Annotated in this window: 22 protein-coding genes; 1 reads left to right on the forward strand and 21 read right to left on the reverse strand. The window is 34.2% G+C overall.

Features of this window, described 5'->3' with window-relative positions; genetic code table 11:
- Positions 1–19: 19 nt before the first annotated feature.
- The 3 genes from ABWH96_RS12075 to ABWH96_RS12085 all read right to left on the reverse strand — a co-directional run bounded on the left by ABWH96_RS12075 (position 20) and on the right by ABWH96_RS12085 (position 4,930).
- Positions 20–988: an AAA family ATPase gene (locus ABWH96_RS12075; RefSeq protein WP_375577786.1), complete on the reverse strand. Its 969-nt coding sequence runs from the start codon at positions 986–988 to the stop codon at positions 20–22.
- Positions 989–1,320: 332 nt separating this feature from the next.
- Positions 1,321–1,938: a DUF4159 domain-containing protein gene (locus ABWH96_RS12080; RefSeq protein ID WP_375577787.1), complete on the reverse strand. Its 618-nt coding sequence runs from the start codon at positions 1,936–1,938 to the stop codon at positions 1,321–1,323.
- 112 nt (positions 1,939–2,050) lie between these two features.
- Positions 2,051–4,930 (reverse strand): S8 family serine peptidase, encoded by a 2,880-nt coding sequence (locus ABWH96_RS12085; RefSeq protein WP_375577788.1) that lies wholly within the window; start codon positions 4,928–4,930, stop codon positions 2,051–2,053.
- 155 nt (positions 4,931–5,085) lie between these two features.
- On the opposite strand from ABWH96_RS12085, the gene ABWH96_RS12090 reads away from it, so the two are divergent.
- Entirely contained in the window at positions 5,086–5,931 is an 846-nt protein-coding gene (locus ABWH96_RS12090; protein WP_375577789.1) for a M57 family metalloprotease, read from the forward strand.
- Between the two features lie 86 nt (positions 5,932–6,017).
- Here the strand turns inward: ABWH96_RS12090 and ABWH96_RS12095 are convergent, their stop codons facing one another.
- The 18 genes from ABWH96_RS12095 to mnmA all read right to left on the reverse strand — a co-directional run bounded on the left by ABWH96_RS12095 (position 6,018) and on the right by mnmA (position 24,601).
- Positions 6,018–6,737: an SDR family oxidoreductase gene (locus tag ABWH96_RS12095; RefSeq protein ID WP_375577790.1), complete on the reverse strand. Its 720-nt coding sequence runs from the start codon at positions 6,735–6,737 to the stop codon at positions 6,018–6,020.
- 68 nt (positions 6,738–6,805) lie between these two features.
- Entirely contained in the window at positions 6,806–7,525 is a 720-nt protein-coding gene (locus ABWH96_RS12100; RefSeq protein WP_375577791.1) for a response regulator transcription factor, read from the reverse strand.
- A gap of 149 nt (positions 7,526–7,674) precedes the next feature.
- A complete protein-coding gene (locus ABWH96_RS12105) occupies positions 7,675–8,283 on the reverse strand; it encodes a sugar transferase (RefSeq protein ID WP_375577792.1) in 609 nt (202 codons plus the stop codon).
- A 1-nt stretch (position 8,284) separates the two neighbouring features.
- Entirely contained in the window at positions 8,285–9,220 is a 936-nt protein-coding gene (locus tag ABWH96_RS12110; protein ID WP_375577793.1) for a succinylglutamate desuccinylase/aspartoacylase family protein, read from the reverse strand.
- Entirely contained in the window at positions 9,217–9,879 is a 663-nt protein-coding gene (locus ABWH96_RS12115) for a phosphatase PAP2 family protein (RefSeq protein ID WP_375577794.1), read from the reverse strand. Before ABWH96_RS12115 ends, ABWH96_RS12110 begins: the two co-directional genes overlap by 4 nt.
- Positions 9,867–10,532 carry a tRNA (guanosine(46)-N7)-methyltransferase TrmB gene (trmB, locus tag ABWH96_RS12120; protein ID WP_375577795.1) on the reverse strand — a complete coding sequence of 222 codons (666 nt, stop codon included), beginning with the start codon at positions 10,530–10,532 and terminating at the stop codon, positions 9,867–9,869. The genes ABWH96_RS12115 and trmB overlap by 13 nt, the downstream gene beginning before the upstream one ends.
- 1 nt (position 10,533) lies before the next feature.
- Entirely contained in the window at positions 10,534–11,835 is a 1,302-nt protein-coding gene (locus tag ABWH96_RS12125; protein WP_375577796.1) for a bifunctional folylpolyglutamate synthase/dihydrofolate synthase, read from the reverse strand.
- Positions 11,836–11,913: 78 nt separating this feature from the next.
- Positions 11,914–12,708 (reverse strand): hypothetical protein, encoded by a 795-nt coding sequence (locus ABWH96_RS12130; protein WP_375577797.1) that lies wholly within the window; start codon positions 12,706–12,708, stop codon positions 11,914–11,916.
- The gene (locus ABWH96_RS12135) at positions 12,701–13,096 is read right to left on the reverse strand and encodes an ExbD/TolR family protein (RefSeq protein ID WP_375577798.1); all 396 of its coding nucleotides are present in this window, start codon (positions 13,094–13,096) and stop codon (positions 12,701–12,703) included. Before ABWH96_RS12135 ends, ABWH96_RS12130 begins: the two co-directional genes overlap by 8 nt.
- A 6-nt stretch (positions 13,097–13,102) precedes the next feature.
- On the reverse strand, positions 13,103–13,780 hold the full coding sequence (locus tag ABWH96_RS12140) for a MotA/TolQ/ExbB proton channel family protein (RefSeq protein ID WP_375577799.1): 678 nt from the start codon (positions 13,778–13,780) through the stop codon (positions 13,103–13,105).
- 11 nt (positions 13,781–13,791) lie between these two features.
- The gene (locus ABWH96_RS12145; protein ID WP_375577800.1) at positions 13,792–14,571 is read right to left on the reverse strand and encodes an SPOR domain-containing protein; all 780 of its coding nucleotides are present in this window, start codon (positions 14,569–14,571) and stop codon (positions 13,792–13,794) included.
- Between the two features lie 155 nt (positions 14,572–14,726).
- Positions 14,727–16,415 (reverse strand): hypothetical protein, encoded by a 1,689-nt coding sequence (locus ABWH96_RS12150; protein WP_375577801.1) that lies wholly within the window; start codon positions 16,413–16,415, stop codon positions 14,727–14,729.
- Between the two features lies 1 nt (position 16,416).
- On the reverse strand, positions 16,417–19,485 hold the full coding sequence (locus tag ABWH96_RS12155) for a tetratricopeptide repeat protein (RefSeq protein ID WP_375577802.1): 3,069 nt from the start codon (positions 19,483–19,485) through the stop codon (positions 16,417–16,419).
- Between the two features lie 470 nt (positions 19,486–19,955).
- Positions 19,956–20,978 carry a DNA polymerase III subunit delta gene (gene holA, locus ABWH96_RS12160; RefSeq protein ID WP_375577803.1) on the reverse strand — a complete coding sequence of 341 codons (1,023 nt, stop codon included), beginning with the start codon at positions 20,976–20,978 and terminating at the stop codon, positions 19,956–19,958.
- A gap of 250 nt (positions 20,979–21,228) precedes the next feature.
- On the reverse strand, positions 21,229–21,723 hold the full coding sequence (locus ABWH96_RS12165; RefSeq protein ID WP_375577804.1) for a YkgJ family cysteine cluster protein: 495 nt from the start codon (positions 21,721–21,723) through the stop codon (positions 21,229–21,231).
- A gap of 65 nt (positions 21,724–21,788) precedes the next feature.
- Positions 21,789–22,604 (reverse strand): S1 RNA-binding domain-containing protein, encoded by an 816-nt coding sequence (locus ABWH96_RS12170; protein ID WP_375577805.1) that lies wholly within the window; start codon positions 22,602–22,604, stop codon positions 21,789–21,791.
- A gap of 211 nt (positions 22,605–22,815) precedes the next feature.
- Positions 22,816–23,490: a hypothetical protein gene (locus tag ABWH96_RS12175; RefSeq protein ID WP_375577806.1), complete on the reverse strand. Its 675-nt coding sequence runs from the start codon at positions 23,488–23,490 to the stop codon at positions 22,816–22,818.
- Positions 23,465–24,601, reverse strand: a complete 1,137-nt coding sequence (gene mnmA / locus ABWH96_RS12180) for a tRNA 2-thiouridine(34) synthase MnmA (protein ID WP_375577807.1) — start codon at positions 24,599–24,601, stop codon at positions 23,465–23,467. The genes ABWH96_RS12175 and mnmA overlap by 26 nt, the downstream gene beginning before the upstream one ends.
- Positions 24,602–24,666 lie beyond the last annotated feature (65 nt).

The raw sequence follows: 24,666 nt of genomic DNA on the forward strand, positions 1-24,666 counted from the left end.
GGATTGCATTAGAGCAGATTTAATGGATATTCTTCAGAAGTTCAGGAATCAGCTTTTCCACTGAGAATTTTTCAGTTTTGGCTACAAAATTCAGTACAACTCTATGGCGAAGTACTGCCAAAGCCACTGCTTTTATATCTTCTGGAATAACGGAGAGTCTGCCATCCAAGAAGGCATGGGCTTTAGCTGCCAATACTATGGATTGTCCTGCTCTATGACCGGCTCCCCAATCGACATATTGCTTTACTAATTCAATATCCGAGTTTTGCGGTCGAGTAGAGCGCACCAATTGACTTACTTTCACTAATAATTCCTTATCAATATGAATATCCCGTACCCAGCTTCTGGCTTTTAGGATTTCTTCAGCTGTGAGAGTCGAATTAAGTTGATTTTTTAGGTTACCAGTTGTGAGTTGAAGTATATCAACTTCCTCTTGCTCAGCAGGATATTGTACTACAGTATAAAATAAAAATCGATCGAGTTGTGCTTCTGGCAAAGGATAAGTTCCTGATTGTTCTAAAGGATTTTGTGTAGCTAAAAGAAAGAAAGGCTCTGGTAGTTCATAGGTTTTTCCAGCATAGGTGACTTCTCGTTCTTGCATGGCTTCCAATAATGCGGATTGCGTTTTGGGCGGGGTCCTATTGATTTCATCAGCTAACAAAATATTGGTGAAAACCGGTCCTTTGTTGAATTGGAAGAAACGTTTTCCTGTACTCCTGTCCTCTTCCAAAACCTCCATACCTATAATATCAGCAGGCATTAAGTCAGGTGTAAATTGAACCCTGTGAAAATCCAATTGCAATACTTTGGCTAAAGAACGCACCAAAAGCGTTTTCCCTAATCCTGGAACACCTTCCAACAATATATGTCCATCCGCCAGCAAAGCCATAAAAACTTCGCTTACGACATTTTCCTGACCAATAATGGCTTTGGATAGCTCCTTTCGGGCTTCTTTAAACTTTTTTACTGTATTTTGTATATCTTCCATTTTGCTTTTATAGTATCTAGTAACTAGAATCAAGTAGCTAGTAATAGAATCCTATTATTTCTTCTCTAACAGTAAGGTCACCCCTACGGGGTTGAGATTCAGTTATTTCGTTCTTGTTACCATAAGTTCGTCCCTGCGCGACTTTGAAACTATGCGATTTCTCTGCCATTCATCCTACTAATTCTTGTCTCACCTGCAGTACTGACCTATCTACCCTACACCCATCATCCATACTACCCACTTTTCACCTCTACTTTATTTCATTTCACCTAATCAGGAATCAAACTTTTAAAATTCTAATTCCGTGCTTCCATTCTCCGCCAGCTGGCGGGTTAGGGGACTATTGCATACATCACTATATTCACCCCAAACTTAGTATTATCGTCTGCTAGCCACCTTTTGTTTCTAAAATCATAATCCCATTCGCAACCATAATCTTTATTACTATATAGAACTCTAATTTTCCCATCTTTTTCTATGGCTTTCAAATAATCATGCACTATATCATCTCCCCAACCATTCAATTCCTGTGAAGTAGTAGGTGAACCATCATCGAATTCAAAAAAGCTAAAATAAATGGGATGGTCATTCGGAATTTTCTTTAATCCCTCATCACCGTAAATTTCTGCCATTTGGCTTTCAAATGATTTAGCAAAAAGCCCGTCTATATCATGATTGCAGTCATCCACAAAGATGAAACCGCCATTATCAATATATTTAATGAAATTCTCTTTTTCTGCTTTCGTGAATTGCACCAGTTTATGTCCACTGAGATAACAAAAAGGACATTCAAATATTTCATCACTGCTTAACGCTACCACTCTTTCCTTTGTATCCACTGGAATATTTGTGTATTCAATAATTGAATTCAGGAGATTGCTTGGCATCCTTTGATCCACATTCCAATCTCCTGATTCATATTGTAAGCGTGTGAAGAAAAATTTATTCATTTCACGAGTTTACGGGAAATTGCTAATGAGAACAATGAAATTTTCGGGAATTATATAAATGGTCGTATACAGAAATGAGCTAAATCAAAAAAGTAATCTTAAAATCGAAAATCTAAAACTGAATTAATATTTTTCCTGATTGCCTAATTTTACCTTCCTGTAATATTTGATAAAAATACAGTCCCTCTTTAAATTCATCTAATTCTATATAATTTCTGTTGTCTTCCAAAACTTTAGAATAAACTATTTCGCCATTAGAGGAAAGTAAATAGATAATTGCAGGAATATCAGATTCTTGTGTGAAAATCCTTAAATCTTCACCATTTAGCAGTGGGTTTGGAAAAACCTTATAGGCTGATTCATTTACATAATATACTGAAGATTCATCACTGTAAATCCTAACTCCATTATTAAAATTTAATACTGCCCTATAATTATTAAAACCAGTTTCAGCTTCTGTGTCTAATAATTTAACACTAAGTGTTTCTGGCTTAATGGTTTTAATTTTATTCCAGTTTCCTTCAATATCTCGTTCAAGCACGACTTCGTTTAATCCGTTTAATGCTGCCAAATTTAAGTTTGCTAGTACTCCAGAATCTTGCACTGCTTCAACAAAAAATGAATTAAGAAAACAGGAGGAGCCTTGTAAATTATAATCTATACTAAAACTTTGAATCAAAGGCTTTTCGTCTTTGTACGGAACTAATTGCAGGATATTTGATTCCAACAAACTTTTATCAATAATCAGACTTGAATCTTGTGTTGTGGCCAGATTGATCATTTCACCATTTATGATGTGATTAACTTTATAATGTGTGGCATTACTAATCCTTTCCCAATAAATTGATAATGAATCTGTACAATTAAAACCTGTTTTAAGCTCGACTGGAGAAGATAAAGTAAACGTATCACTTAGATAGCTTTCTTCACTAACTTCCATTCTTAATTGGGCAATATCCTGAAAAATCGGTGCATCCCAACGAAATTGTTCTTCTCCCAATTCAATATTTTCCTTAATTAATTGCCAATCTTGCCCTTCTGGAGTTATAAAATATAATGTTCCTTTTGTTCCTTTTGCATAACTTGATTCCCATCTTAAATGACTAATGGTAGATCCATTATAGGGAATATTATCAGAAGCTGTAGGACTTGTCCAAGTAAATTGATTAGGCATTTCCCACTGATAACTAATACTGAATTTTTGAACTGGACTTGCTAAATCATGAGCATTTATACTGAAATTGATTTCGGAACTTTCAGGATTAGCAATAAAAACCTGTTCCACATTATTCAAATGATCCTCTCCTCTGTTTGCAATATTATTTAGTGCTGAAATACTTGAAGAGTTATCCAAAATCCAGGGTAAAAACTCTGCCCCTGATCCATCGATTAATTTCAGATCCAAATCATTGACCAAAGCAATTTCATCATTTGGATTTGCGGGCAAATCTGTCCAGGTTAATGTTGCTTTAAAGTTAATAGCATCATCAGGAATGTTAACTGTTAACTCTTTGATTTCATTTTCAGAAACTTGATCTAAAAGAAATCGATTCTCTTCAATAGTTTTCATTGCTGCCAAAGCGTTCAATTGGCCAAAACCTGTCTTATGGTCAGGACCACTTAAATGAACATCATCTGCACTATTTATCAATACACTCTTAAGTAAAGAGGCTGAAGGAATAGAATCATATTTTTTTTGAAAAAATTCACTCAACAATAATGAAGTCCCTGAAACCAAAGCTGCTGAATTAGAACTCCCAGCCATGCTGTAGGCTACTAATTCTGGTTTTATTCTTCCATCGTAGGCGGGGCCATTGCTAATGAATTCTAAAATATGATGTGCAGTATCAATTGCTCCTACCAGAAGTGTATTCTTCGACTGTTTAAAATTCCCAGTAATATTGGCAAAGCCTTCTAAATCTTGATAACGGCCATTCTGAGCAGTCTCTGTACCAGAATTTCCCGAAGAAAAAACATGTAATACATTTTCTAAATCATAAACATTTTGATCGTATAGATTAGCTTCAACTCCATAAAAAGACTCTATTTGTGTACCATAGGAATGGTTTTGAATATTTATACTAAATTCATTGTAATAATTATCCTCAACAGGAATTAGATTTTCATTAGTAGTAGAACTATGAAAGGCTTTAGTAGCAACACCTTTTCCTGTGACAAAACTATTACCATTACCAACCATAATAGTAGCCATTTGTAAAGGATGGCTATCTACAAAATCACTTTCCAATCCAGAACTGATATATCTATTGCTAATGTCAATGTCTTTTGTATCATAAGAAGGCTCATTTATACCAATGGTCTGAGTGCTACCATCAAGTTCAGGATAAAGATGATGAAGGGTATTAATTCTATTTGGATGAAGATTCAAATCCAATACTGTAGCTTCTGATTTAGGCTTATTTTCAGCTAATTCTATAAAATAGATGAAGGCTTTATTCTTAAGTTTTTCAAGTTGACTTGAAGATGTTTTTATTTTATAAAAATGATCTCTTTTAAGAATTACATTAATTTGTGGTTGACTGTTGATATAATTTTGAAATTCATTCTCATCAGTAATTCCAATCCAAATAGTTATATTCTCTTTTATTTGTTCAAAGTCAAAGTTTGGAGCAAATTTCCAATCATCCTTAATTGTATAATATTGATATTGCTCAATTACGCTATTTAAGCGAAATTTAACTTGATTATGAATACTTATTATTGCTTTAGTATCACCTAACTTTCGATGTAATGTAATTCCCATTTTAGAAAGATTTGATGTATTTACTTTCGATTTAGATTCCAGCAACAAATAATTAATGTCATCTAAATTAGTCGTAATAAGGTCTAATTCTTTTCCCTGAAGTGATTTTTTACCATTTAGCTGATTGTATTGGGCACTTAATTGAAATGAAGTCAATAATAAAAGAAAACTTAAGATAACAAATAAGCTTCCAAAAAGTGGAGAGTATGAATGTAATTTTAAAAGCACTTTATAAGTTTTGGTGAAACGATTCAATATTAATTATATATTAATTTAATTTTAAATTGTAATTATCTAATAATTAAGAAATTATTTTAGATAAACATTTTATTTTTCAAAAGTAAAACAATATGTTGCAAACCTAACTAAAATCTTACAATATTATGACAAAATTAAGGAATGCCTTAATGATTGTTTTGACAATCATGGCAAGTACAGTAATTATGAGTTCATGTCAGAATGACGAAGAACTTATCGTAAATGAAAATAATATCTCTCCTGATATTATTGAAAAATTCGAAACTTTAGGATTTGATGCAAGTGATATTGCATACCAACCAGCAGATGAGTTCGCAGGAATTCCAGCTCACACAAATTATTTGTTAGAAGGTGATATTGTTATCACTCCCGAAATGATGGATAAAATGCTGGAAAGCGACATTGATCATCGTGGTGCAATGGGTGAGCAGTACCGCACATTTAATTTGGTAAATACTCCTAGAACAATCAGTGTAATAGGATATACTGGAGGATCAAATGCATTAACTACTAAAATGCGTCAAGGATTATATGATGCATTGATTCGTTACAATCAATTAAACACTAACATCAATTTCACTTTACAGTGGTCTGCAAGTACTAATGCTGACATTGTTGTATACAGAACTTCTGGTGGTGCTGGTGGTTCAGCTGGTTTCCCTAGCGGTGGTGCTCCATATAAGTGGGTGCAAATTTTTAGTGGAATGAATAACTATTCAAGAGCAGTGAATAGCCATGTAATTGCACACGAAATCGGACATACTTTAGGATTGAGACATACAGATTATTTCAATCGTTCATTGTCTTGTGGTTCAGGTGGAAATGAAGGTTCTTCAGGAGTTGGAGCAGTACATATCCCTGGAACACCTACTGGATTTGATCCAAATTCAATTATGCTTTCTTGCTTCGGTGCAAATTCAACAGGTCAGTTTGGTCAATATGATGTAACTGCATTAGAATATCTTTATTAAGTTTAGAATTTTATTTTAAGGTAACAATAGAAAAGGTCAGCAATTGCTGACCTTTTTTACTTTAATGAATTAGCAAAATTTAAGTTTTACTTCTTAGGAGGCCTACTTGGTCTTACCTCGATTTTGCTCGGTAATGTTCTTGGATTCATCTCCAATAAATCCACTACCATTTTTCCTAAGTCTTCTTTTTGAATCTTCCAATAATCATTTTCATTTGGTTCATGATCGTTGAAATATGTAGCCACAGAGCCTGGCATTATGGTAGAAACATTAATTCCATGTTGTCTTAAATCCAACATAACAGATTGCGTAAAGCCAGTTAAGCCAAATTTGCTAGCATTATAAGCAGACCCTGATGGGAAGAAATTTGTACCGGCTAAGCTCGAAATGGTAAAGAAATAGCCACCATTCTTTTTCAAGGCTTCCACACTTGATTTAATCGTATAAAACACGCCAGTTAAATTAGTGTCAATCACTTCATTCCATTTATCGATTTCCATTTCATCTATTGGAGCAAAATGACCTAAACCTGCATTAGCAATAACAATATCTAATTTTCCCCATTTATCTAAAACGGCATTCACACAAGTTTGCTGGTTTTCAAAAGAACGAACATCAGCTTGAAGTCCCAAAACTTCTCCTTTAGCATTTTTCGCTAAGGATTCAGCTGCTTTATCTGCTGACTCTTGACTTCTACTAGTGATGGCAACATTAACCCCCTTAGCCAAAAGTGCTTCAGCTATACCATATCCAATACCTTTACTTCCACCTGTTATAAGTGCTGTTTTATATTCTATATTTTGCATAATTTAATTTTGTTTATACTAAATCAACTGATTCAAAATTGATTGGTTACAAAATGAAAGTGCAAAACTTATTTTTTATCCTTAAAAAGATAACCTACGCCTTTAATTGTTTTGATGTAGCTATCTCCAAGTAATTGTCTAATTTTTAAAATATGGATATCAACTGAACGTAATGTCACTTTTAAAGAATCACCCCAAATAGCCTGCATAATTTGCTCTCGGGAAAAGACTTGGTTAGGGAATCGGGCAAGGAATAATAATATTTCAAATGATTTAGATTGTATTTGCAATAATTCCTTTGAAGGCAACTTAAAAAGTAGGTGTTTCTTTATATCAAAGTACAAATCTTTTATCTCATATTCATCCAATGGTTTCAGATGAAAGATACTTTCTTCCGCCCCAAAAAACTTGGACAATCGTTTTTTAAAAGCATTTTTTCTTAGCGGTTTCCTTAAGAAAAAATCAATTCCAGATTCATAGCTTAAAATTTCATTTTTTTCTTCCCTATTTGAAGTTAGAGCTATAATCTTTGGATCTAGTTCTTTTACAGAAACTTCATTTTTTAGATACTTAAAGAGACTTATTCCATCATAATTTTGATTAGCTATTTCAGAAATTATGAGGAGAGGTTGATGTCTATTGATCAATTGAATTGCATGCTGAGTATCTAATGCCAAAGCAACATTGAAATTCTCAGATTCAAGTATTTTTACTAAATCCCGTAATGTTTCTTTATCGTCATCAGCTATTACAGCCGTTCTGCTTTGTTGCATTTCTAAGTTACTCATTAAATATATAACTAAGAAAGCACTATTTTAAATTGAATCTATACTTAAAAATGGATGTTAAAATGAAAATAACTTGAGGGTAAAATAAACTTAATATTGGATATGAAAATCTCGTAAATTATTAATATTGGGGTAAAACAGCAAGTTTCTTATTCTTTATTCCCTTTGAATTTTTCGATAGTTGCACTTCCTTCTGCACTTATCCCCTCTGCTTTAAATACCTTATAAATGGTCATGAAAATGATTTTCATATCGAGCAAGAATGATTGATTTTGAACATACCAAATATCATGTTCAAATTTCTTTTGCCAGCTTATTGTATTTCTTCCGTTAATTTGCGCCCAACCTGTAATACCTGGTGTCACTAAATGTCTTTTTAGTTGCTCCTCGCTGTAAAGCGGTAAGTATTCAACCAATAACGGTCTTGGGCCAATAAATGACATATCTCCTTTTATGATATTTAGCAATTGAGGAATTTCATCCAAACTGCTTTTCCTTACTACCTTACCAATCCAAGTCAACCGTTGGTCATCAGGCAATAATTCTCCATTTTCATCCATATCATCACGCATGGTCTTGAATTTTATAAGTAAGAATATTTCCTCATTTAAACCCGGGCGTTTTTGGGTAAAAAAGACTTTCCCATTTTGGAAAATTGCCAATAAAAAACTGACTATTAGAAATATAGGACTAGCAATAATCAAAGCAACTAAAGCCATAAGCCTATCAAAAAATGGTTTGATTAATCTCCTATACATATTATTTGATTACGCCTAAATGCATCAAAGCATCCCCTTCATGGACAATCGGATTATGATTAAGGCCTATAACGTATCCATTTACTGTAGAAGTGACTTTATTCTTAAAACCTCCAAATGGATCATTAATGTGGCCCAAAAGTTGATTTTTCTTTATTTTCTCACCAGATTTTACTGCTGAAAGAAAAACGCCTGATCTTCTAGCCCTCACCCATGAAGAGTTTTTAATAACCAAGTTTTCATATTCCGCTTTTTCGGCATATTCACGCATCCCTAAATGATGCATTAATCTTCTTGCTCCTTTTATTCCCTCTCGAATGGCAAACTCATCAAATCGAGAAGACTCGCCACCTTCATAAACCAATATATTCTTCCCAAATTTATTAGCCGTTTGCCGTAATGAATTAGGTCTAAATTTTGAGTCTAAGGTGAAAGGTGCATGAAAAGCTTCTGCTAACTCCACATTCTTCTCGTCTTTCATCATACATCGAACTTGAGGATAATTAGTTCTATCTGCCCCACCTGTATGAAAATCTATGCCGTAGTCGATTATGGGTAAAATTTCTTTCGTTAGGAAATTTGCCATCCGAGAAGCTAAAGATCCATTTTTATTGCCCGGAAATGATCTATTTACATCTTTGCCATCGGGGACATATCGAGAGAAATAAATAAAACCATATACATTGATGATAGGAATGCATATTACAGTTCCAATTTTAGGGATATGATCATTTTTTTCAATCATCCGTCTCACAATCTCCGAACCATTAATTTCATCACCATGCAACCCACCCATTAATAATAAAACCGGCCCTGGTTCGGTGGATCTTGCTATAGTAATTGAAACATCTATTGTAGTATGAGAAGGAAGACGGGCAATATTAACATCCACCACTTTTTTTTCTCCTGCTTCTATTTCAACTCCATTTATAATCATCTATTGAAAATTAAGCCCCTGTGCAACGGATTTTTATTATAAAGCAAAGATTGGTTTTTAAAGGACAAATACCACCAAATTGACCCTGAAACTAATAGTCCGATGGTAGCTCCTACCACAGTATCTATCATGAAATGCTGGAATAAATAAACCCTAGAAATTGCAACTAAAATGGCTAATAGCATATAAATAACCTGTAATAATTTATTCTTGGTCAGTAGAATCAAAATAGTGGCAAGCGCAAAAGCTGAAGCGGTATGTCCGCTTGGCATACTATAATGAGAATGTAAATCTATCCCTTCCACTAAATTGAAAGATGATAAAGACTCTTCAAATTTGATTGAAGGTCTATGAGCATCAAAGACTATAATTTTTAAAAATTGTACGATTATGTAATGAATAATTCCTGTCAAAGTAAGTAGGATAGCATAATAAATTCTGTAAAGTAAGAGAATTATGCCTGCAATTATAAAAATATGGGCTTCCCCAAGCAAGGTCACATAACTAAAAAACACATCGCCAAATGGATTATGTCTTTCGTTTAACCAAAGCAGAAAAGTGCCTTTTTCTAAAAAAAGAACTAATGCCAGGGCTGTCAAAAAATAAAGCACATACATTAAAAATGCAGGGCTTTGTAATTTATCTTTTAAGCTTTCCATTCAAATCTTAAATATTTTATGGTTTCCCCTACTTTAGAGAATTTTCTTTCATAACGTGTGGATATTCCATAATGCTCCTTTAAATATACAGAATTATGCAAATCATCTGTAAAATGCAAATCTTTTATATCATCTCGTGATGGTATAACTTCATTTAAAGTCCAATAAAATAAATCAGTATTATCTGTTTTGAAAAATATCCTTCCAGTTCCACCTTGAATTCTTTTATATATGTCTAGAAATCGATGAAAAGTAAGTCTTCTTTTTTCATCACGATCTCTAGGTCTTGGATCAGGATGAATAATCCATATATCATTTACTTCCCCTTCCGCAAACATTTGCTCTAAATCTAAAATGAAATTACGGGCAAAAGCTACATTTCCCAAGCCCTCATCTAAAGCTTTTGTGCTGCCTTGCCATAATCGCTCGCCTTTTATGTCGATTCCTATAAAGTTCTCATTAGGAAATTCCTTTGCCAATCCGATAGAATATTCTCCTCTTCCGCAAGCTAATTCTAAATTGATCGGGTTTTCATTTTGGAATATATATTTTCCCCAGTTTGATTTAATATTTGGATACCTATCATCATCATATTCAATTACATTATGGCGGTTTCGTAAATCCTCAAACCTTTTTAACTTTTGTCTACTCATTTTACAAATTGGGAATTTCAGCTACTGCAAAGGTAGAACCTCCTACAAAAATTAAGTCCTTATCAGAGGCATTTTTTTGTGCATTTTCAAAAGCTTCGGCTACAGTAGGATACGAGTTACCCTTTAAATCATACTGACTAGCGGTATCTCTTAATTCATTTGCATCCAAGGCACGTGGAATATTGGCTTGAGTGAAATAATATTTGGCATTTTTAGGCAGCAATTCTAAAACACCATCTAATTTTTTATCATTAACAGTCGCAAAAACGAAATGTAATTGATCAAACTTTTCATTTTCTAACATCTTCACAAGATGTTCAAAAGCAGGAATATTGTGCCCTGTATCTGCTATGATTTTCACTTCAGATTTATCATTCGAAATCCGCTGCCATCTACCTTTAATGCCAGAATTTTCAATTACATTCTTTAAACCCTCTTTAATATTTCCATCCGAGATAGAGTAACCCTTATCTTTCAAAATATCTAAAGCTGTAAAAACACCAGCCAAATTTTGAATTTGATAACTTGCAGAAAGACCAGATTCAAATTCATATTTATCTGAAGTTTGAAGATTTTCAGCAACCATTTTCCAATGTGGAATTGATTCTTCTTTAATAGAAATCTTATACCTTTCTTTGCTATCAAAAAATGGAGCTTTTTTGGAATTTGAAACCTCTTTAATAATTAACTTAAGTTCATTTTCTATTATTGAACAAACAATAGGAGTATTTTCTTTTATTATCCCCGCTTTCTCTTTAGAGATTTCTTCAAGTGTATCCCCTAAAAACTGCTGATGATCCAAGCCGATTTGTGTGATAATGGAGACTTCAGGTTGAATCACATTAGTGCAATCAAGTCTGCCTCCCATGCCTACTTCAATCACTGCTATATCGACTTCTTCTTTTGCAAAATAATCAAAAGCCATAGCAGTGGTCAGTTCAAAAAATGAGGGTTTTAATTCCTTAATTATAGGCTTAAATTTCTCTACATATTGAATTACTTCTTCTTCGGATATAGGAACTCCATTTATCCTCATTCTTTCGGTAAAACTTTTGAGATGAGGTGATGTATAAAGTCCAGTTTTGTAGCCTGATTCCTTTAAAACAGAAGCCAAGAAAGAAGCAGTGCTTCCTTTCCCATTTGTGCCCGCAACATGGATATATTTTCCTTTTTTATGAGGATTATCTAACACTTCCAATAAAGCGAAAGTATTAAGTAAATCTTTCTTGTAAGCTGAACCTCCTACCCTTTGAAACATGGGCAGTTGTTCAAATAAAAAAGCTTCCGCTTCTTGATATGTCATATGATATTATGAATTCTAAGATTTAATTCGAGCGTATTAAAAATGTAATAGTTCCTTTAGATTGAGGAGCTGTTTTTCCTACTGAGGTTCACGGCTAAAAGATAATTTAGCTACTTCCTCTTGATAAATTTTGACTATATCTGCTGAAACTGTTGTTGTCTGAGTCCTAACACTGATTACCTCACCATTACTATCCACCCTAATTTCAAATACAATTTTACCACTTTGTTGAGAAGTATCATTTGGTCTAGGTGGTGAATCCCATTTCCAGCCTGACATATCCAATTGACTGCCACTTCCTCCGCCTTGAGGCCCCATCATAGCATCTGCATCTACTTCTCCTTCAGGATCACCTTGGTCACCATTATCATCATTGTTTTCTCCTTGTGAATCACTTTTTCCAGGAAAAAGGGCGTTAGGGTCTGCTTTAGGTTTTTCTTTCTTTTCTTGTTCTTCTTCTTTTTCAGAAGTTTCTTTTGCAGTCTTTTTAGGAGTTTCATCAACTTTAATAGGAGATTCTTCATCAGTCACTACTTCATCCACTGCATCTTCTGAAACTTCAGCTATATCTTCTACTATTTCATCTGTCTCAGCCTCAGTAGGCTCCTCAATTTCTTCTTCTACCACTTCCTCAACCTCTTCAACAGGAGTTTCTTCTACTTCTTCCGTTTCTTCTCCTGCCACGGGCTCATTACCTGCACCGCTATTGTCCATTCCAATATTCAATTCAATTCCATATTCTGGATTTGGTGGAAAGGGTTCTTTCCAGGCGGTAACCCACAGGAATAACAGGAGCAGCAAAATATGAAGCCCGACTGATACGGATATTCCAATTATCCGATTTTTCTTTTCCCTATGTGCATAATCACTCATTTGGTTGTGCTGCAATCGAAACTTTTGCTTTTAAAGACGAAGCTATACCTGCAACTCTTACTAAATGTTCTGTTGGAACACTTTTATCTATATGTAGAACAACTACACCTTCGTCTGCATTCCTTAATTCTCTTTTAATTGCAGTTTCTATGTCAGAAGCCGCCACTCTTTTATCATTAACGAAATAAAGCATGTCTTTTGTTATCGTAACACTTACTTTTTGCATTACGATATTCGTAGACTTGCTTGAAGGTAGGTTAACAGGCAATCCTGACGGGGTAATAAAAGATGAGGTTAGCATAAAGAATATCAACAACAGAAATATGATGTCTGTCATGGATGACATACTGAAAGCCGGGTCAACCTGATGTCTGGATTTCATTGACATAGTGTCTTATTTAGATTCTTGAAGTAAATCAATAAACTCAACTGAGGTATATTCCATTTTGTGAATCACCTTTTGAACTTGCGTAACCAAATAATTATAGCCTAGATAAGCAATAATACCCACCGACAAACCAACAGCGGTAGTAATCATGGCTTCATAAATCCCCTCAGAAAGTAATTTTGGGCTTACAGAGCCTTCTTCCTGTGCGATCGCAATAAAAGCTTGAATCATCCCTGTAACAGTTCCTAAGAAACCTATCATAGGTGCCGCACCAGAAATAGTGGCCAATAAAGATAAATTCTTTTCTAAGCGGTAAATTTCAACTTTACCCACATTCTCAATAGAAACCTCAATATTCTTTAATGGACTTCCAATTCTTGAAACACCTTTTTCCAACATTTTGGCAATAGGTGTTTCATTTTGAGAGCACATCATTTTAGCCTGGTCTATTTTTCCCTCAGTAACCAAGGATTTTACTTGGTTTAATAATCCAGCAGGTGTTTTGGAAGATTTCTTAATTGTTAAAACCCGCTCCACAAAAATAGCAATTGCGGCAGCTGATAATAACAAAAGGGGAATCATAACATATCCCCCTTTTAAAAGTAAGTCGAACAAATTAACGCTACTGTCCGAAGCGTTTACCATTGCAGAATCTGCAACAGTGGTAACTTGTAATAGTGTCATATTTTATAATATCAATATTTCAATGGCCAAGGTTGTTCTTTATATTGTCCAGATAATTCTGTAGCTCTAGTACTAGCTTCTGCAAAGCTTTGAGTTTCTTCAATAGCTACTCTATTGAATTTACTTTTACCAAAAGGCGGAATAATATAAGCATTAGTACCGTCTTTGATTAGCTTATTGGCATAGTCTTGTGCTAAATCTTCATCAAAGAAACTGCCCACAACAACATATGAACGACCTGTTCTTGAGTTTAGTGTATTCACAACTCCAACTGAAGGCTCTTCAGGCTCAATCACTTCAGGCTCAGGCTCTACTGGTTTTTCCACTACATATGAAGTGGTATCCTTAACTGGCTCTTGAACTACTGGTTCTTCTTTTTCAGGCTCTCTCAAAAAGAAATAATATACCAATGCACAAGCTAGAATCACTATTATAGATAATGTGATAATAATAGGTGCTGCAGATTGTTTTTTAGGTGGAGTATAAGTTGAAACTGGTTGTTCTTCTATTTCCTCTTCATCCTCTTCATCGTCTCCAAAAGGATTAGGGTCGTAAACAAAATCATCATCATCATCTAAAGAACTTGAAGTTTCAGATGTATCAAATGAAGTTTCTATTTCAGAATCATCTGTGGTAGATGAAGTATCATCGTCTGAATCAAAATTATCGGAAGATTCCGAAGTATCATCATCATCTAAATCAGGAAGACCGAAATCTTCATCATCCTGTTCAGGCTTATTATGTAAGTTTTCGTCATTATACTCTTCGTCTTTTTTGTCCTTTTTGGCCATATTCTGGTAATTTAAGGTTTACTCTAGCTTAAAAGTATTAAAAAATTATAATACTTTATCAATAAACTATTATTTTTCAATAAAATCAATACTCAATTATAAGTAGATTTAATTACAAGAATCAAATATAATGTCAAATATTGATATTAAAAACATTAAAATGAATATGTGAACCCTCCTAAAATCTGAAAACCACGGTTAGGGTACCCCAAATAGTACTCGTATTTATTGGCTATCAGGTTATTAGCATGTAAGAAAACCTGACTCCTATTGCTCAACTGATAACCCAATTTTATTCCCAAATCATAGATGGGCGGAATAGATTCATCTACATTAAAGGAATAATTTGCATTTTCTTGTTCAATAGTATTTGCGTTATTCATTCTTCCCTGCAAATGAGCATTTAATCCAACCTTTAATTTATTCGCTATCCAGTAATCACCATCAAATTTTAATTGGTAGTTTGGGCGAAATGGCATCAATTGAGTTTCTCCAACATTATAATAAAAATAATCTCCTCTTAGATTAAAATTAAGCTTATCAATATTAGTGGAAATAGAAGCATATACATTGGCTTCAGTATTATTTTGGTCGAAGTATTTAGGTCTGTACCTAATTTCACCCTGTAATTCATTGTAAACAGCTTCATAACCAAAATTATGACGTACTGAAGCAATACTGAATCCTACTTCATATCCTAGAAAATTGCTTATTGACCCAGCAGCACCTCCATAAAATTGAAAAGGCATTAATGTATTATAAACATTTACTGTATTATCTAAATAAGGATTCTCCATTAGAAAGTCTCTATACCGATTGGCTCTAACATCCCCTTTTAAACCACCAAAAACACTTAATCTATCAAATGGTGAATAAACAATATTTAAATCTGGGTAAATATGGAATTTACCCATTCCCTCAAGCGTATCATTCTCATGAACCATATTAAGCCCCAAACCGATTCTTAGCTTTTCTCTAGTGAACTTTACCCCTGATTTAAACCTGAGCAGATTTCTGTTTTGTGCGGAATCCAATATATCAAATTTCAAACTGCTGATAAAGCCATCAGAATTTAAATAAAGAGTAAAATCATCATTCAAATCAAATTTGTTTTGGATATTATAATCAAATGAAAATTCAGAATTATTGATATTGGTGAATAATTGATAGATATCGGTATTAATATTATAATGATAACGGCTGGTTTCGTTTTGGTCTTTTAATGAAATAGAAGCCCCAATTGTATGAAATGTTCGCTGCAAAGAATCCCTATCAACTTCTGAATGCATAGCAGTATCATATCCATAGAGGTAATTATTATGTCTCTCATAAAAAGCTTCCGCATTTAAAACCGCTTTCTGAAAAATCATTTTACCATAAGGATTTACCCTTTGATATCCTGAACCAGAATTTCTCTTGTCTACTGCACCATTGGCAAAGCTTTGATGAAAAACATTAAGTCCATAGCTCTTATCCTTGCTTCTTTTGCTGGCAAAATTTCCTTCTAAATAAGAAGCTCCATAATTCCCTACCCCTATTTTCACCTGATTGGAATAGAGCTTTTCCAGTTTCTCATCTTGAACTGTGAGTACTCTGATTCTAGGAGCCAAACTATTGAGATTCGGAATAAACTGTCTTGAATTAAAACTCACATCAAAATCAGACTGATTTACTTTTATTTCAGGCACTTTTTTAAAATCCCTATTGACTTGCGGCAAATCGATTTTACGATCTTTCTCAATAATGACTTGAGAATCTTCTAAATCTCCCTCCTGATCCCAATTATCCTGCCCTAAAACAGCAATTGGCAGGAAAAAAATGATGATTAAAATATATCTTAGCATATTAATTTTTTGTAGAGTCATTTTCAATTACTTCTTCCTTTTCAACCGCATTTTCGGTACTGTCTTGCTCAATTTCAGCATCTCCTTGCTCCTCTTCAATTAAATCAAGTTTCAATTGAGCCTCATCTTTAAGTACTTTAGAATCAGCATTTTCAATAATAGAATTTAAGGTAGCTTTTGCTTGGAAAATCTCATCTAATGCGTAATAATTATCTGCAATCAAAAGAAATGATTTACCCAACCATTCGGCATAAGAACCAAAATTCTTATTCAACTCAAATAATGTATTGATGGATTCTTGATACTTTTTTGAATTATATTTCATTAGCGCAATCATATACTGTGATTCTGCTGCATATTCATCTTTAGCTGCATCCACCGCATTTTGAAAACTTACTTTTGCTTCATCATATTTTCCCTGATTGTAGTTTGCCATCCCTTTATTTAAATAGGCTTCATTAATGGCATTGGCATTTACAGCAGCTTCTTCCAAGATCAAATCAGCATACATGATCATTTTACTGTAATCTGATTTTGCCTTGGCAATTTCCATTAAGCCCGTATAAGCATTGTACTTATCTTTTTTATTCTCAGCCTGATCTAATAGTTTGGTGAAATACAAACGTGCTTTGTCAAATTCCTCTCTATTCAATTCGATTTCCGCAATTTTTTGAATTGAACGCTTATTGAAAGAAGTGTTGTTTTCTTCTACTACTTGATAAAACAATTCTAAAGCCTCATTTGGCTGGTCATTTCTATAGTAAGAATCTGCCAAATAATATCTGGCATCCGCTGTTAAGGAATGATCAGGATAATTATCGATATAAGCTTTGAAAGAAGCAATCGCTCTATCATATTTCTGATTGAAATAAAGCGATTGGGCTGCATCAAATTCAATCTTAGTGACTTCTCCATCATTGGGATTTGCATTCTTATACGCTGTCAAATATTGATCTAAATCGCCTTCCTTATCCATTATGGAATACAACTCCTGCAATCCAGCTAAAGCTCCATTTGCTGTGGAATGAGTCAAGTAATTCTGCAAAATCAAAGTGTAATCCTCTTCTGCATTTTTATATTGCTGCAAGTTGAAATATGCCAAAGCCCTTTTAGAATAAGCATAAGGTCTTAGTGGACTTTGCGACAAGTTTTTCAACAGATTGGAAAAACCATTAATTGCAATTTCATATTGACCAGATTCAAAAGCTAGCTGAGCTTTCTGGAATATCGCATTGTCATAATATTTTGAATTGGAGTAATCCTTAATTACCTTGTCAAAGCTCTGATTGGCTAGTTTATTTTCGCCATTAATACTATTGACAACCCCTTTTTGGAAATAGGAATAATCACTATTTGAATTCCTTTCATCTATGGCTTTTTGATAATAATTGATGGCTAAGCTATAATTCTTGGTCACATAATAGCAATCTGCCAATCGGATTACAGCATCTTCATAATAGGTTGCTGATTTTCCATTTTTCAAATAATCTTTAAAATATTGTAATGATTTTTCGAATTGCTTGTCATTATAATAAGCATGAGCTAATCCATAATTCAGATTTGCATACCAGCTATTCGAACTATTACTGTTTCTCAAGGACTTTTCATAAGATGAGATCGCATCTTTAAACTTTTTACCTGTAGAAAATGATTCTCCCATCCAAAAGTAAGTCTCACCAAGCAATGATTTGTTTTGCGGATAGTCCACTGATTTTTGGAATAGCTGCATGGCGCGGTAATAATTTGCTTGATTAAAGTATTCAGCACCTTGATAGAAAGTAACTTTCTGATAGGCTTCCTTTAATTTTATTGATTTGTTATCAATGGATTCCAAGAACTTAATGGCTTGTTCATAGGCATTAGAATTTAAAAAAGCTTCACTTAGCAATTCATTGGCTTGCGTTAAATAGCTGCTGCTTGGGTATTTTTCTATAAAGGAGGAAAGCTCTGAAACGGCACTTGAAGTATTTCCTTCTTTTAAATTTAGCTTAGCTAATTGAAAATGACTTTCTTCAGCAATATGCTCATTAAAATTCAAAAGTTTTGCTTGCTCGTAAGCATTAGAAGCATATCTGTAATTTTCTTGCCTCAAATATAAACCTCCTAAATAATAAGCATTGTATTGTGAAAGCGAGTCTTTAGCAATTCCAACTTCTTCAAAAAGCTTAATAGCCTCTTCATAATCCTTCATTTGATAGGCAACATAACCCATTCTGTAAAGCAACTCCCTATCTAGCTTACTTTTGTTCTCACTTCTGTATTCTTCAAAATACTTATTGGCTTCTTCAAATTTATTCTGTTCAAAATAGGCATCTGCAATTAGCAATTTGACATTCTGAGCCTCTAGCCTACTTAAGCGAGGTAACAAATCCTCGGCATAATCAATCAACTTTTGATATTGACCTCTTTGGTAGTAAATATTAGCCATCATATTGGCTGTAGAAAGCTTATAGGTATCATTTTCAGCTGCTCGTTCTAAATCAATTAGTGCTTCATCAAAATCCTTTTGCTCGAAATAGATATAACCTGCATAGTAATTTGCTGCTGATTGATATTGATTATCACGTCTCTTTAATCTGTTGAAATAAGGCAGTGCTTCATCAAATGCCCTTCTGCTGAAATAAGCATAGGCTAATTTAAACTGATAATGTGTTTTATCCTCTCCTCGCAGTTTATCTGAATCGGTTTTAGTGTAATATTGAATTGATTTTGCATAATTTTTCTCACGGAAATAGAAATTCCCAAGTTCAAAATAAGCTTCAGAAGCTTTTGGGTGAGTTGGATTGGATTCAACAAATGATTTAACTCTTTTTTCACCATCAGAATGGTACAAATAAATGGATATAAGCGAATTATAATATTCCGCATTCTCTGCTTTTAATCGCTCTTTATTTTTATGATTTTGATATTCCTCAAATTTGTTTTGCGCAGCGGTATATTGCTTTTGCTCAAAATATTCCACTCCATCTTGATAAATCTCATCCGCTTGAGTATTCACAAAAGCATATTGGCTTAATAAGGAAAAGGGAAACAAGATAATGAGTCCTAGAATTAGAATCTTTTTATTCATTCTTATGGTGATAAGTTATTTTTTAAATTAAGATATAAAAACTATGTATTTACTATCTAATTACATTCATTTACACTTTTAATAAGCTCATAATCATTTAATTATCCTTTAATGCTTTAATTTCATCGATCAAACAACACCCCTGTAGTCCCCTCAAGGGGACAGTCTCACAGATTTAATTAAGCAGAAAACAATAAGTTTTGTCACATTTTTTATCAATCTTCAGGAAAAATAGTGAAATTAAAAAGCAAATGATATTCCATTCGACTCCCCCCTTGAGGGGGGCGAAGGGGGGTGTCCCTTCTATTTAATCTTTAAAACTTCTTAACTTTTCTTTTCTATCTAACAAGATTCATGGTAACTCTTTTAAAACTGAAACTGTAAATACTTAATATAAAAAATCAATATCTACTAAATAATCATATAACGCCATTTCAACTAAATAACTGAATATTCCATCAATTATTTCTTCAATGCATCAATTTATATACCAATTCTTTCATCAGCTGTGCTTCACCAATATTAGCAGTCACGCCTTTAAACATTAAATCAGCTTGAAAAATATGCGCCAGATTCTGTATCGTTTTATTTATATTAAATCTTCTGCTTGCTGCCAAATAATCTTTAGCGAAAAATGGATTCACACCCGCAGCTGAAGCCACACCTCTTTCACTTTTATCTGGTGAGTGATGGATTAGCAATACTTTAGCGAAAAATGCATGGAGAAAAGCAATATTAACCACTGCAGGATGGTTTTTAGGGTCTGACGCAAAATAGTTAATAATCCTATTTGCCCTTAATGCATCACCTTTAATAATAGCGCTTTGTAATTCGAAAATATTAAAATCCTTATTAATGCCTACATACTCCTGAATTAAGCCTTCATTGATTTCAACGGGGTCGGAGAAATTCACTAATACTTTATCAATTTCATTGGAAAGCCTTTCCAGATTATTCCCGATGTATTCAGTAAGCAGTAATAAAGCCTGTCTATTGATAGTATGTCCTTTTGATTTTACATAATTTTGAATCCAGTCAGGCACTTTATTTTCATAAATCTTATTAGATTCCAGTAAAACTGAGAATTGCTCTAGGGTTTTAACTATTTTCTTTCGCTTATCTAGCTTTTTGTGCTTAAAGCAAAAGACCAAGACTGTAGATGGCTGAGGACTTTTCAAATAATTCTCAAACATTGAAAAATCAAAGTCGCTTTGTGTGAATTCTCCCAGATTCTGCGCTTCTTTGACAATGATCACTTGTCTTTGTCCCATCATGGGAAATGATCGTGAAGCAGAAACTACCTGGTCAAGTCGAACATCTTTTCCATAAAGGATTTGCTGGTTAAAACCTTTCTCGCTTTCATCCAACCCATTTTTTTCAATGAAATTACTGATTAAATCTATAAAATAAGGCTCCTCTCCATGGAGGAAATAAACGGGTGCATAATTGCCGTTCTTGAGATCTGCCAGTATTTGTTCTGCTGATTTTGCCATAAAATTGAAGTATTGGTGCGAATATAAACTATCCTTGCGGGAGTATCAAGTAACTAGTATCGAGTAGCTAGAATTCCTTAATTCTGGACTGCGGTTTGACTGTTCCAACCGTTAACCTGTACTTGCACACTGCTTTGGTTATCGGTCAGACGCTTAGTAGCCAGAAAGAATTTCACTTTTCCAAGCCCAGTTAAAATTTCAATGCTTTATTTGTAAGAAGCGTCAGACCGAAACTTCCCACTTCGAGCTTCTAACTTCTAACTTCTCGGTCTTTCATCCTCTCCAAAATATCATACACCGCAGGACAAACCTCAGCATTCTTAAAAGTTTTCTTCAATATCTGATGCATTCTTTTACGATTGGTATGTGGATATTCTCTGCAGGCTGTGGGTCGGTTTTTATAGACAATGCATTTATTATCGTAGCTTAAAAACGGACAAGGAGCTGAATTTAAAACGTAATCTTGGTCTTCATCTATGTGTAGATAGGTTTCAATAAATTCAGGCACTTTCATCTTTAGGGCTTTGGAAACTCTTTCTATATCAGATTGTTGAAAAATTGGACTGGTGGTTTTGCAACAATTTGCACAATCCAGACAATCCATTTGCTCGAATACCTTAGCGTCTAGTTCATGAAATTCATCATCCAACTTTTTCTTCTTGCGCAAATGCTGGTAATAGGCCTTATTTTGAGCAACATAATTTTTGCTGTTTTCTTTCCAGTTTTGATATAATTTGGTGCTCATGGTTGCTGATTTAAAGTGTTGGGTGAAAACACCCAACACGGGGGTAGTGTTAAAATTTAGAAAGATTAAACCAAATAAATCCCATCTTCCTTAATCTGGATTTTCTTTTCTTTATATAAATGTCCGATTTGCCTTTTGAATTCCTTTTTACTGAGTCCAAACACATCATAAATTTCATCTGGTTTGGATTTATCATGGTAAGGCATAAAACCATTATGGTCTCTCAACAGCTCTAAAATTTCCTTTTGCTTCTCTTCCTTTTCAATTTTCCATTGCACATCCATTTTACCATCTGCTCTGATGGATTTTATCTTTCCCTTGCCTTCCATTCCAATGTCTAGCGGATCGAAAACCGTATTTTCATACACCAATCCTTTGTATTGCTGATTGATGACTACCTCATAACCTAAATCTGTAATTCTATAAATCAACAAATCTACTTCCTGTCCTTCTTTCAAATCTCCTGAACCCGTTTCCAAAAAAGATTCAATATGCATGGAAGCTACAATTCTTTCTGTTTTTGGGTCTAAGGTAACATAAGCCACTATTAAATCCCCAACTTCCAATTCATCTGTTTGTTCTGAAAATGGAATTAAAAGCTCTTTTTCCAATCCCCAATCAACAAATGCCCCAACTTCGGTGATTTGCATAACTTCAAATAATCTGGCTTGATGAAGTTCAGCTAAAGGTTTTAAAGTGGTGGCTATCGGGCGCTGAGCTGAATCTTTATAGATAAAAACATCAATCTCATTCTCTATTTTGGTGTTTTGTGGGATATATTTATTGGGCAATAATACATCTTCTTCCCCATCGCTGAGATACATTCCTTGTGGTGATTCCCTGACTACTTTTAAGGTATTCCATTTTCCTAATGCTAACATGCCTGCAAGTTAAGACGGATTTTTGGCATAATGAATTGTTGGAAGTAGGAAGTGGAGAGCTAAAAGTAAAAAAGTCACCTATTTGATTGATGGATGAAGGGTGGTAATTGTAGGAAGTTCAAAATTTCAATAGAAATAAATGGAAATATGGTTGATAAAAATAGAAATAAAAGTTTAAATTCTTTCAGCCAGATTCTAAATACTTGATACTTTAATCTAACTGCCTTCTCATTCGAACAGTCCTTCCAAATTCAATTTCTTGAAGTCCGAGGCATTCTGTATCTCTGCAAAATTCCAATTGAGAGGATACTTTATATATCATACCTAGATTAGCAGCAAAAACTTCAATTCTTTGATCGTAGTTAGAAATTGAATCTTGGTTATCTTCCTGTATGACCTGAACTGTGTTTTCAAAAGTGGAGTCACCTAATTCATAAGATTGGAAGGCACCGAAAATATGGAATTCATCTTCCTCAAATTCCTGTGGCTTTCCATTCCAACTTTTTCCTTCCGCTACTGGAAAACTGATTTTTATTTCTTCAGAATTGCCTAATTTTAATTTTGCTAAATTGGATGTGCGGTTTTTTACTATAGTAGAAACGACTTCTTTATTACCATTTTCATTAATTCTAAATCGGTAGCCTTCTAATTTAGCTCCATTATCAGTAGCTATAGAATCAATCCATTCATCTTGCAATATATAACGGCTTGTATCAATTGATCCATCATTATTGTAATTGATTTCTTCAACCGAATATCTGTCTATATTTTGAAAATCAATAGGAAAAAACTGTAGCCCCAAAATCTCTTCATTTGGAGCTACAGTTGAATTTTCACAGGAAGTGAAAACTATAATGAGACTAAATAGAATTAGATAAAGCCTCATTTTTTATTTTTTGTTGATTGAATGATGAATGTATCCAGCCACCGCCTACTACATCATCACCTTCATAAAATACTGCTGCTTGCCCAGGAGCAATTGCAGGAATTCCATTTCCAAAAAAGACTTTCATGGTATCTCCTACCTGCTCAATTACGGCTGGAGCACCATCGTCATTATATCTCACTTTGGTTATGGTATCTAATCGGTCTTCTAAAGATGTATATTTACTCATTACCAAATTTTTAACATACATCCCGTCTCTAGACAACTCATCGAAGGTTCCTAACACTACTCTATTCTTATCTTTTTGGATTTCAGTTACATAAACTGGATAGCCCAAAGCAATTCCCAGTCCTTTTCTTTGTCCAACAGTGTAAAAAGGATAACCTTCATGAGTCCCGACTACAGTGCCATCTTCTAATACGAATTCTCCGCCTTTAACTTCTTCTTCCAAACCTTCAACTCTTCTTTTTAAGAACCCTCTGTAATCATTATCAGGCACAAAACAGATCTCGTAAGATTCAGATTTATTAACTAATTCATAAAAGCCTTTGTCTTCGGCCATTTTACGAATTTCGGGTTTTGTCAAATCTCCTAAAGGTAAAATTGTACGACTTAAGCTTTCTTGAGAAACACCCCAAAGTGCATAAGATTGATCTTTGTTCAAGTCCTTTCCTCTGGAGATGATATAACGGCCGTTTTCTTCTCTCACTTTCGCATAGTGGCCAGTGGCAATGTAATCACATCCCAGTTTATCTGCCCTACGCAATAATGAATCCCATTTTATGTGCGTATTGCAAAGGACACAGGGATTAGGAGTTCTTCCAGCCAAATACTCATCCGTAAAATGGTCGATGACATAATCGCCAAATTCCTCACGGATATCCAAGATGTAATGGGGAAAGCCCAGATTCACTGCTAAGTTTCGGGCATCATTTATGGAATCGAGACTGCAACAGCCTGTTTCCTTTTTGGAACTGCCTGAAGAGGCATAATCCCAGGTTTTCATCGTCATCCCAATGACTTCATAGCCTTGTTCATGTAATAGAACGGCTGCCAATGAGCTGTCTATTCCACCGCTCATGGCTACTAATACTCTTCCTTTTTTGCTCATAATTCACGTTTTCACAGGGTTCACAGTCCTGCTTTGGTGACACATTTATTTAGTGATGTCCACAA

This window comes from Marivirga tractuosa (assembly GCF_042140215.1).
GTDB classification, from domain to species: domain Bacteria; phylum Bacteroidota; class Bacteroidia; order Cytophagales; family Cyclobacteriaceae; genus Marivirga; species Marivirga tractuosa_A.

What these genes read in the sequence shown, in the direction of transcription:
- ABWH96_RS12075 (WP_375577786.1), bottom strand. Translation starts at nt 988, where the DNA reads ATGGAAGATATACAAAATACAGTAAAAAAGTTTAAAGAAGCCCGAAAG.
- ABWH96_RS12080 (WP_375577787.1), bottom strand. Translation starts at nt 1,938, where the DNA reads ATGAATAAATTTTTCTTCACACGCTTACAATATGAATCAGGAGATTGG.
- ABWH96_RS12090 (WP_375577789.1), top strand. Translation starts at nt 5,086, where the DNA reads ATGACAAAATTAAGGAATGCCTTAATGATTGTTTTGACAATCATGGCA.
- ABWH96_RS12095 (WP_375577790.1), bottom strand. Translation starts at nt 6,737, where the DNA reads ATGCAAAATATAGAATATAAAACAGCACTTATAACAGGTGGAAGTAAA.
- ABWH96_RS12100 (WP_375577791.1), bottom strand. Translation starts at nt 7,525, where the DNA reads ATGAGTAACTTAGAAATGCAACAAAGCAGAACGGCTGTAATAGCTGAT.
- ABWH96_RS12105 (WP_375577792.1), bottom strand. Translation starts at nt 8,283, where the DNA reads ATGTATAGGAGATTAATCAAACCATTTTTTGATAGGCTTATGGCTTTA.
- ABWH96_RS12110 (WP_375577793.1), bottom strand. Translation starts at nt 9,220, where the DNA reads ATGATTATAAATGGAGTTGAAATAGAAGCAGGAGAAAAAAAAGTGGTG.
- ABWH96_RS12115 (WP_375577794.1), bottom strand. Translation starts at nt 9,879, where the DNA reads ATGGAAAGCTTAAAAGATAAATTACAAAGCCCTGCATTTTTAATGTAT.
- trmB (WP_375577795.1), bottom strand. Translation starts at nt 10,532, where the DNA reads ATGAGTAGACAAAAGTTAAAAAGGTTTGAGGATTTACGAAACCGCCAT.
- ABWH96_RS12125 (WP_375577796.1), bottom strand. Translation starts at nt 11,835, where the DNA reads ATGACATATCAAGAAGCGGAAGCTTTTTTATTTGAACAACTGCCCATG.
- ABWH96_RS12130 (WP_375577797.1), bottom strand. Translation starts at nt 12,708, where the DNA reads ATGAGTGATTATGCACATAGGGAAAAGAAAAATCGGATAATTGGAATA.
- ABWH96_RS12135 (WP_375577798.1), bottom strand. Translation starts at nt 13,096, where the DNA reads ATGTCAATGAAATCCAGACATCAGGTTGACCCGGCTTTCAGTATGTCA.
- ABWH96_RS12140 (WP_375577799.1), bottom strand. Translation starts at nt 13,780, where the DNA reads ATGACACTATTACAAGTTACCACTGTTGCAGATTCTGCAATGGTAAAC.
- ABWH96_RS12145 (WP_375577800.1), bottom strand. Translation starts at nt 14,571, where the DNA reads ATGGCCAAAAAGGACAAAAAAGACGAAGAGTATAATGACGAAAACTTA.
- ABWH96_RS12150 (WP_375577801.1), bottom strand. Translation starts at nt 16,415, where the DNA reads ATGCTAAGATATATTTTAATCATCATTTTTTTCCTGCCAATTGCTGTT.
- ABWH96_RS12155 (WP_375577802.1), bottom strand. Translation starts at nt 19,485, where the DNA reads ATGAATAAAAAGATTCTAATTCTAGGACTCATTATCTTGTTTCCCTTT.
- holA (WP_375577803.1), bottom strand. Translation starts at nt 20,978, where the DNA reads ATGGCAAAATCAGCAGAACAAATACTGGCAGATCTCAAGAACGGCAAT.
- ABWH96_RS12165 (WP_375577804.1), bottom strand. Translation starts at nt 21,723, where the DNA reads ATGAGCACCAAATTATATCAAAACTGGAAAGAAAACAGCAAAAATTAT.
- ABWH96_RS12170 (WP_375577805.1), bottom strand. Translation starts at nt 22,604, where the DNA reads ATGTTAGCATTAGGAAAATGGAATACCTTAAAAGTAGTCAGGGAATCA.
- ABWH96_RS12175 (WP_375577806.1), bottom strand. Translation starts at nt 23,490, where the DNA reads ATGAGGCTTTATCTAATTCTATTTAGTCTCATTATAGTTTTCACTTCC.
- mnmA (WP_375577807.1), bottom strand. Translation starts at nt 24,601, where the DNA reads ATGAGCAAAAAAGGAAGAGTATTAGTAGCCATGAGCGGTGGAATAGAC.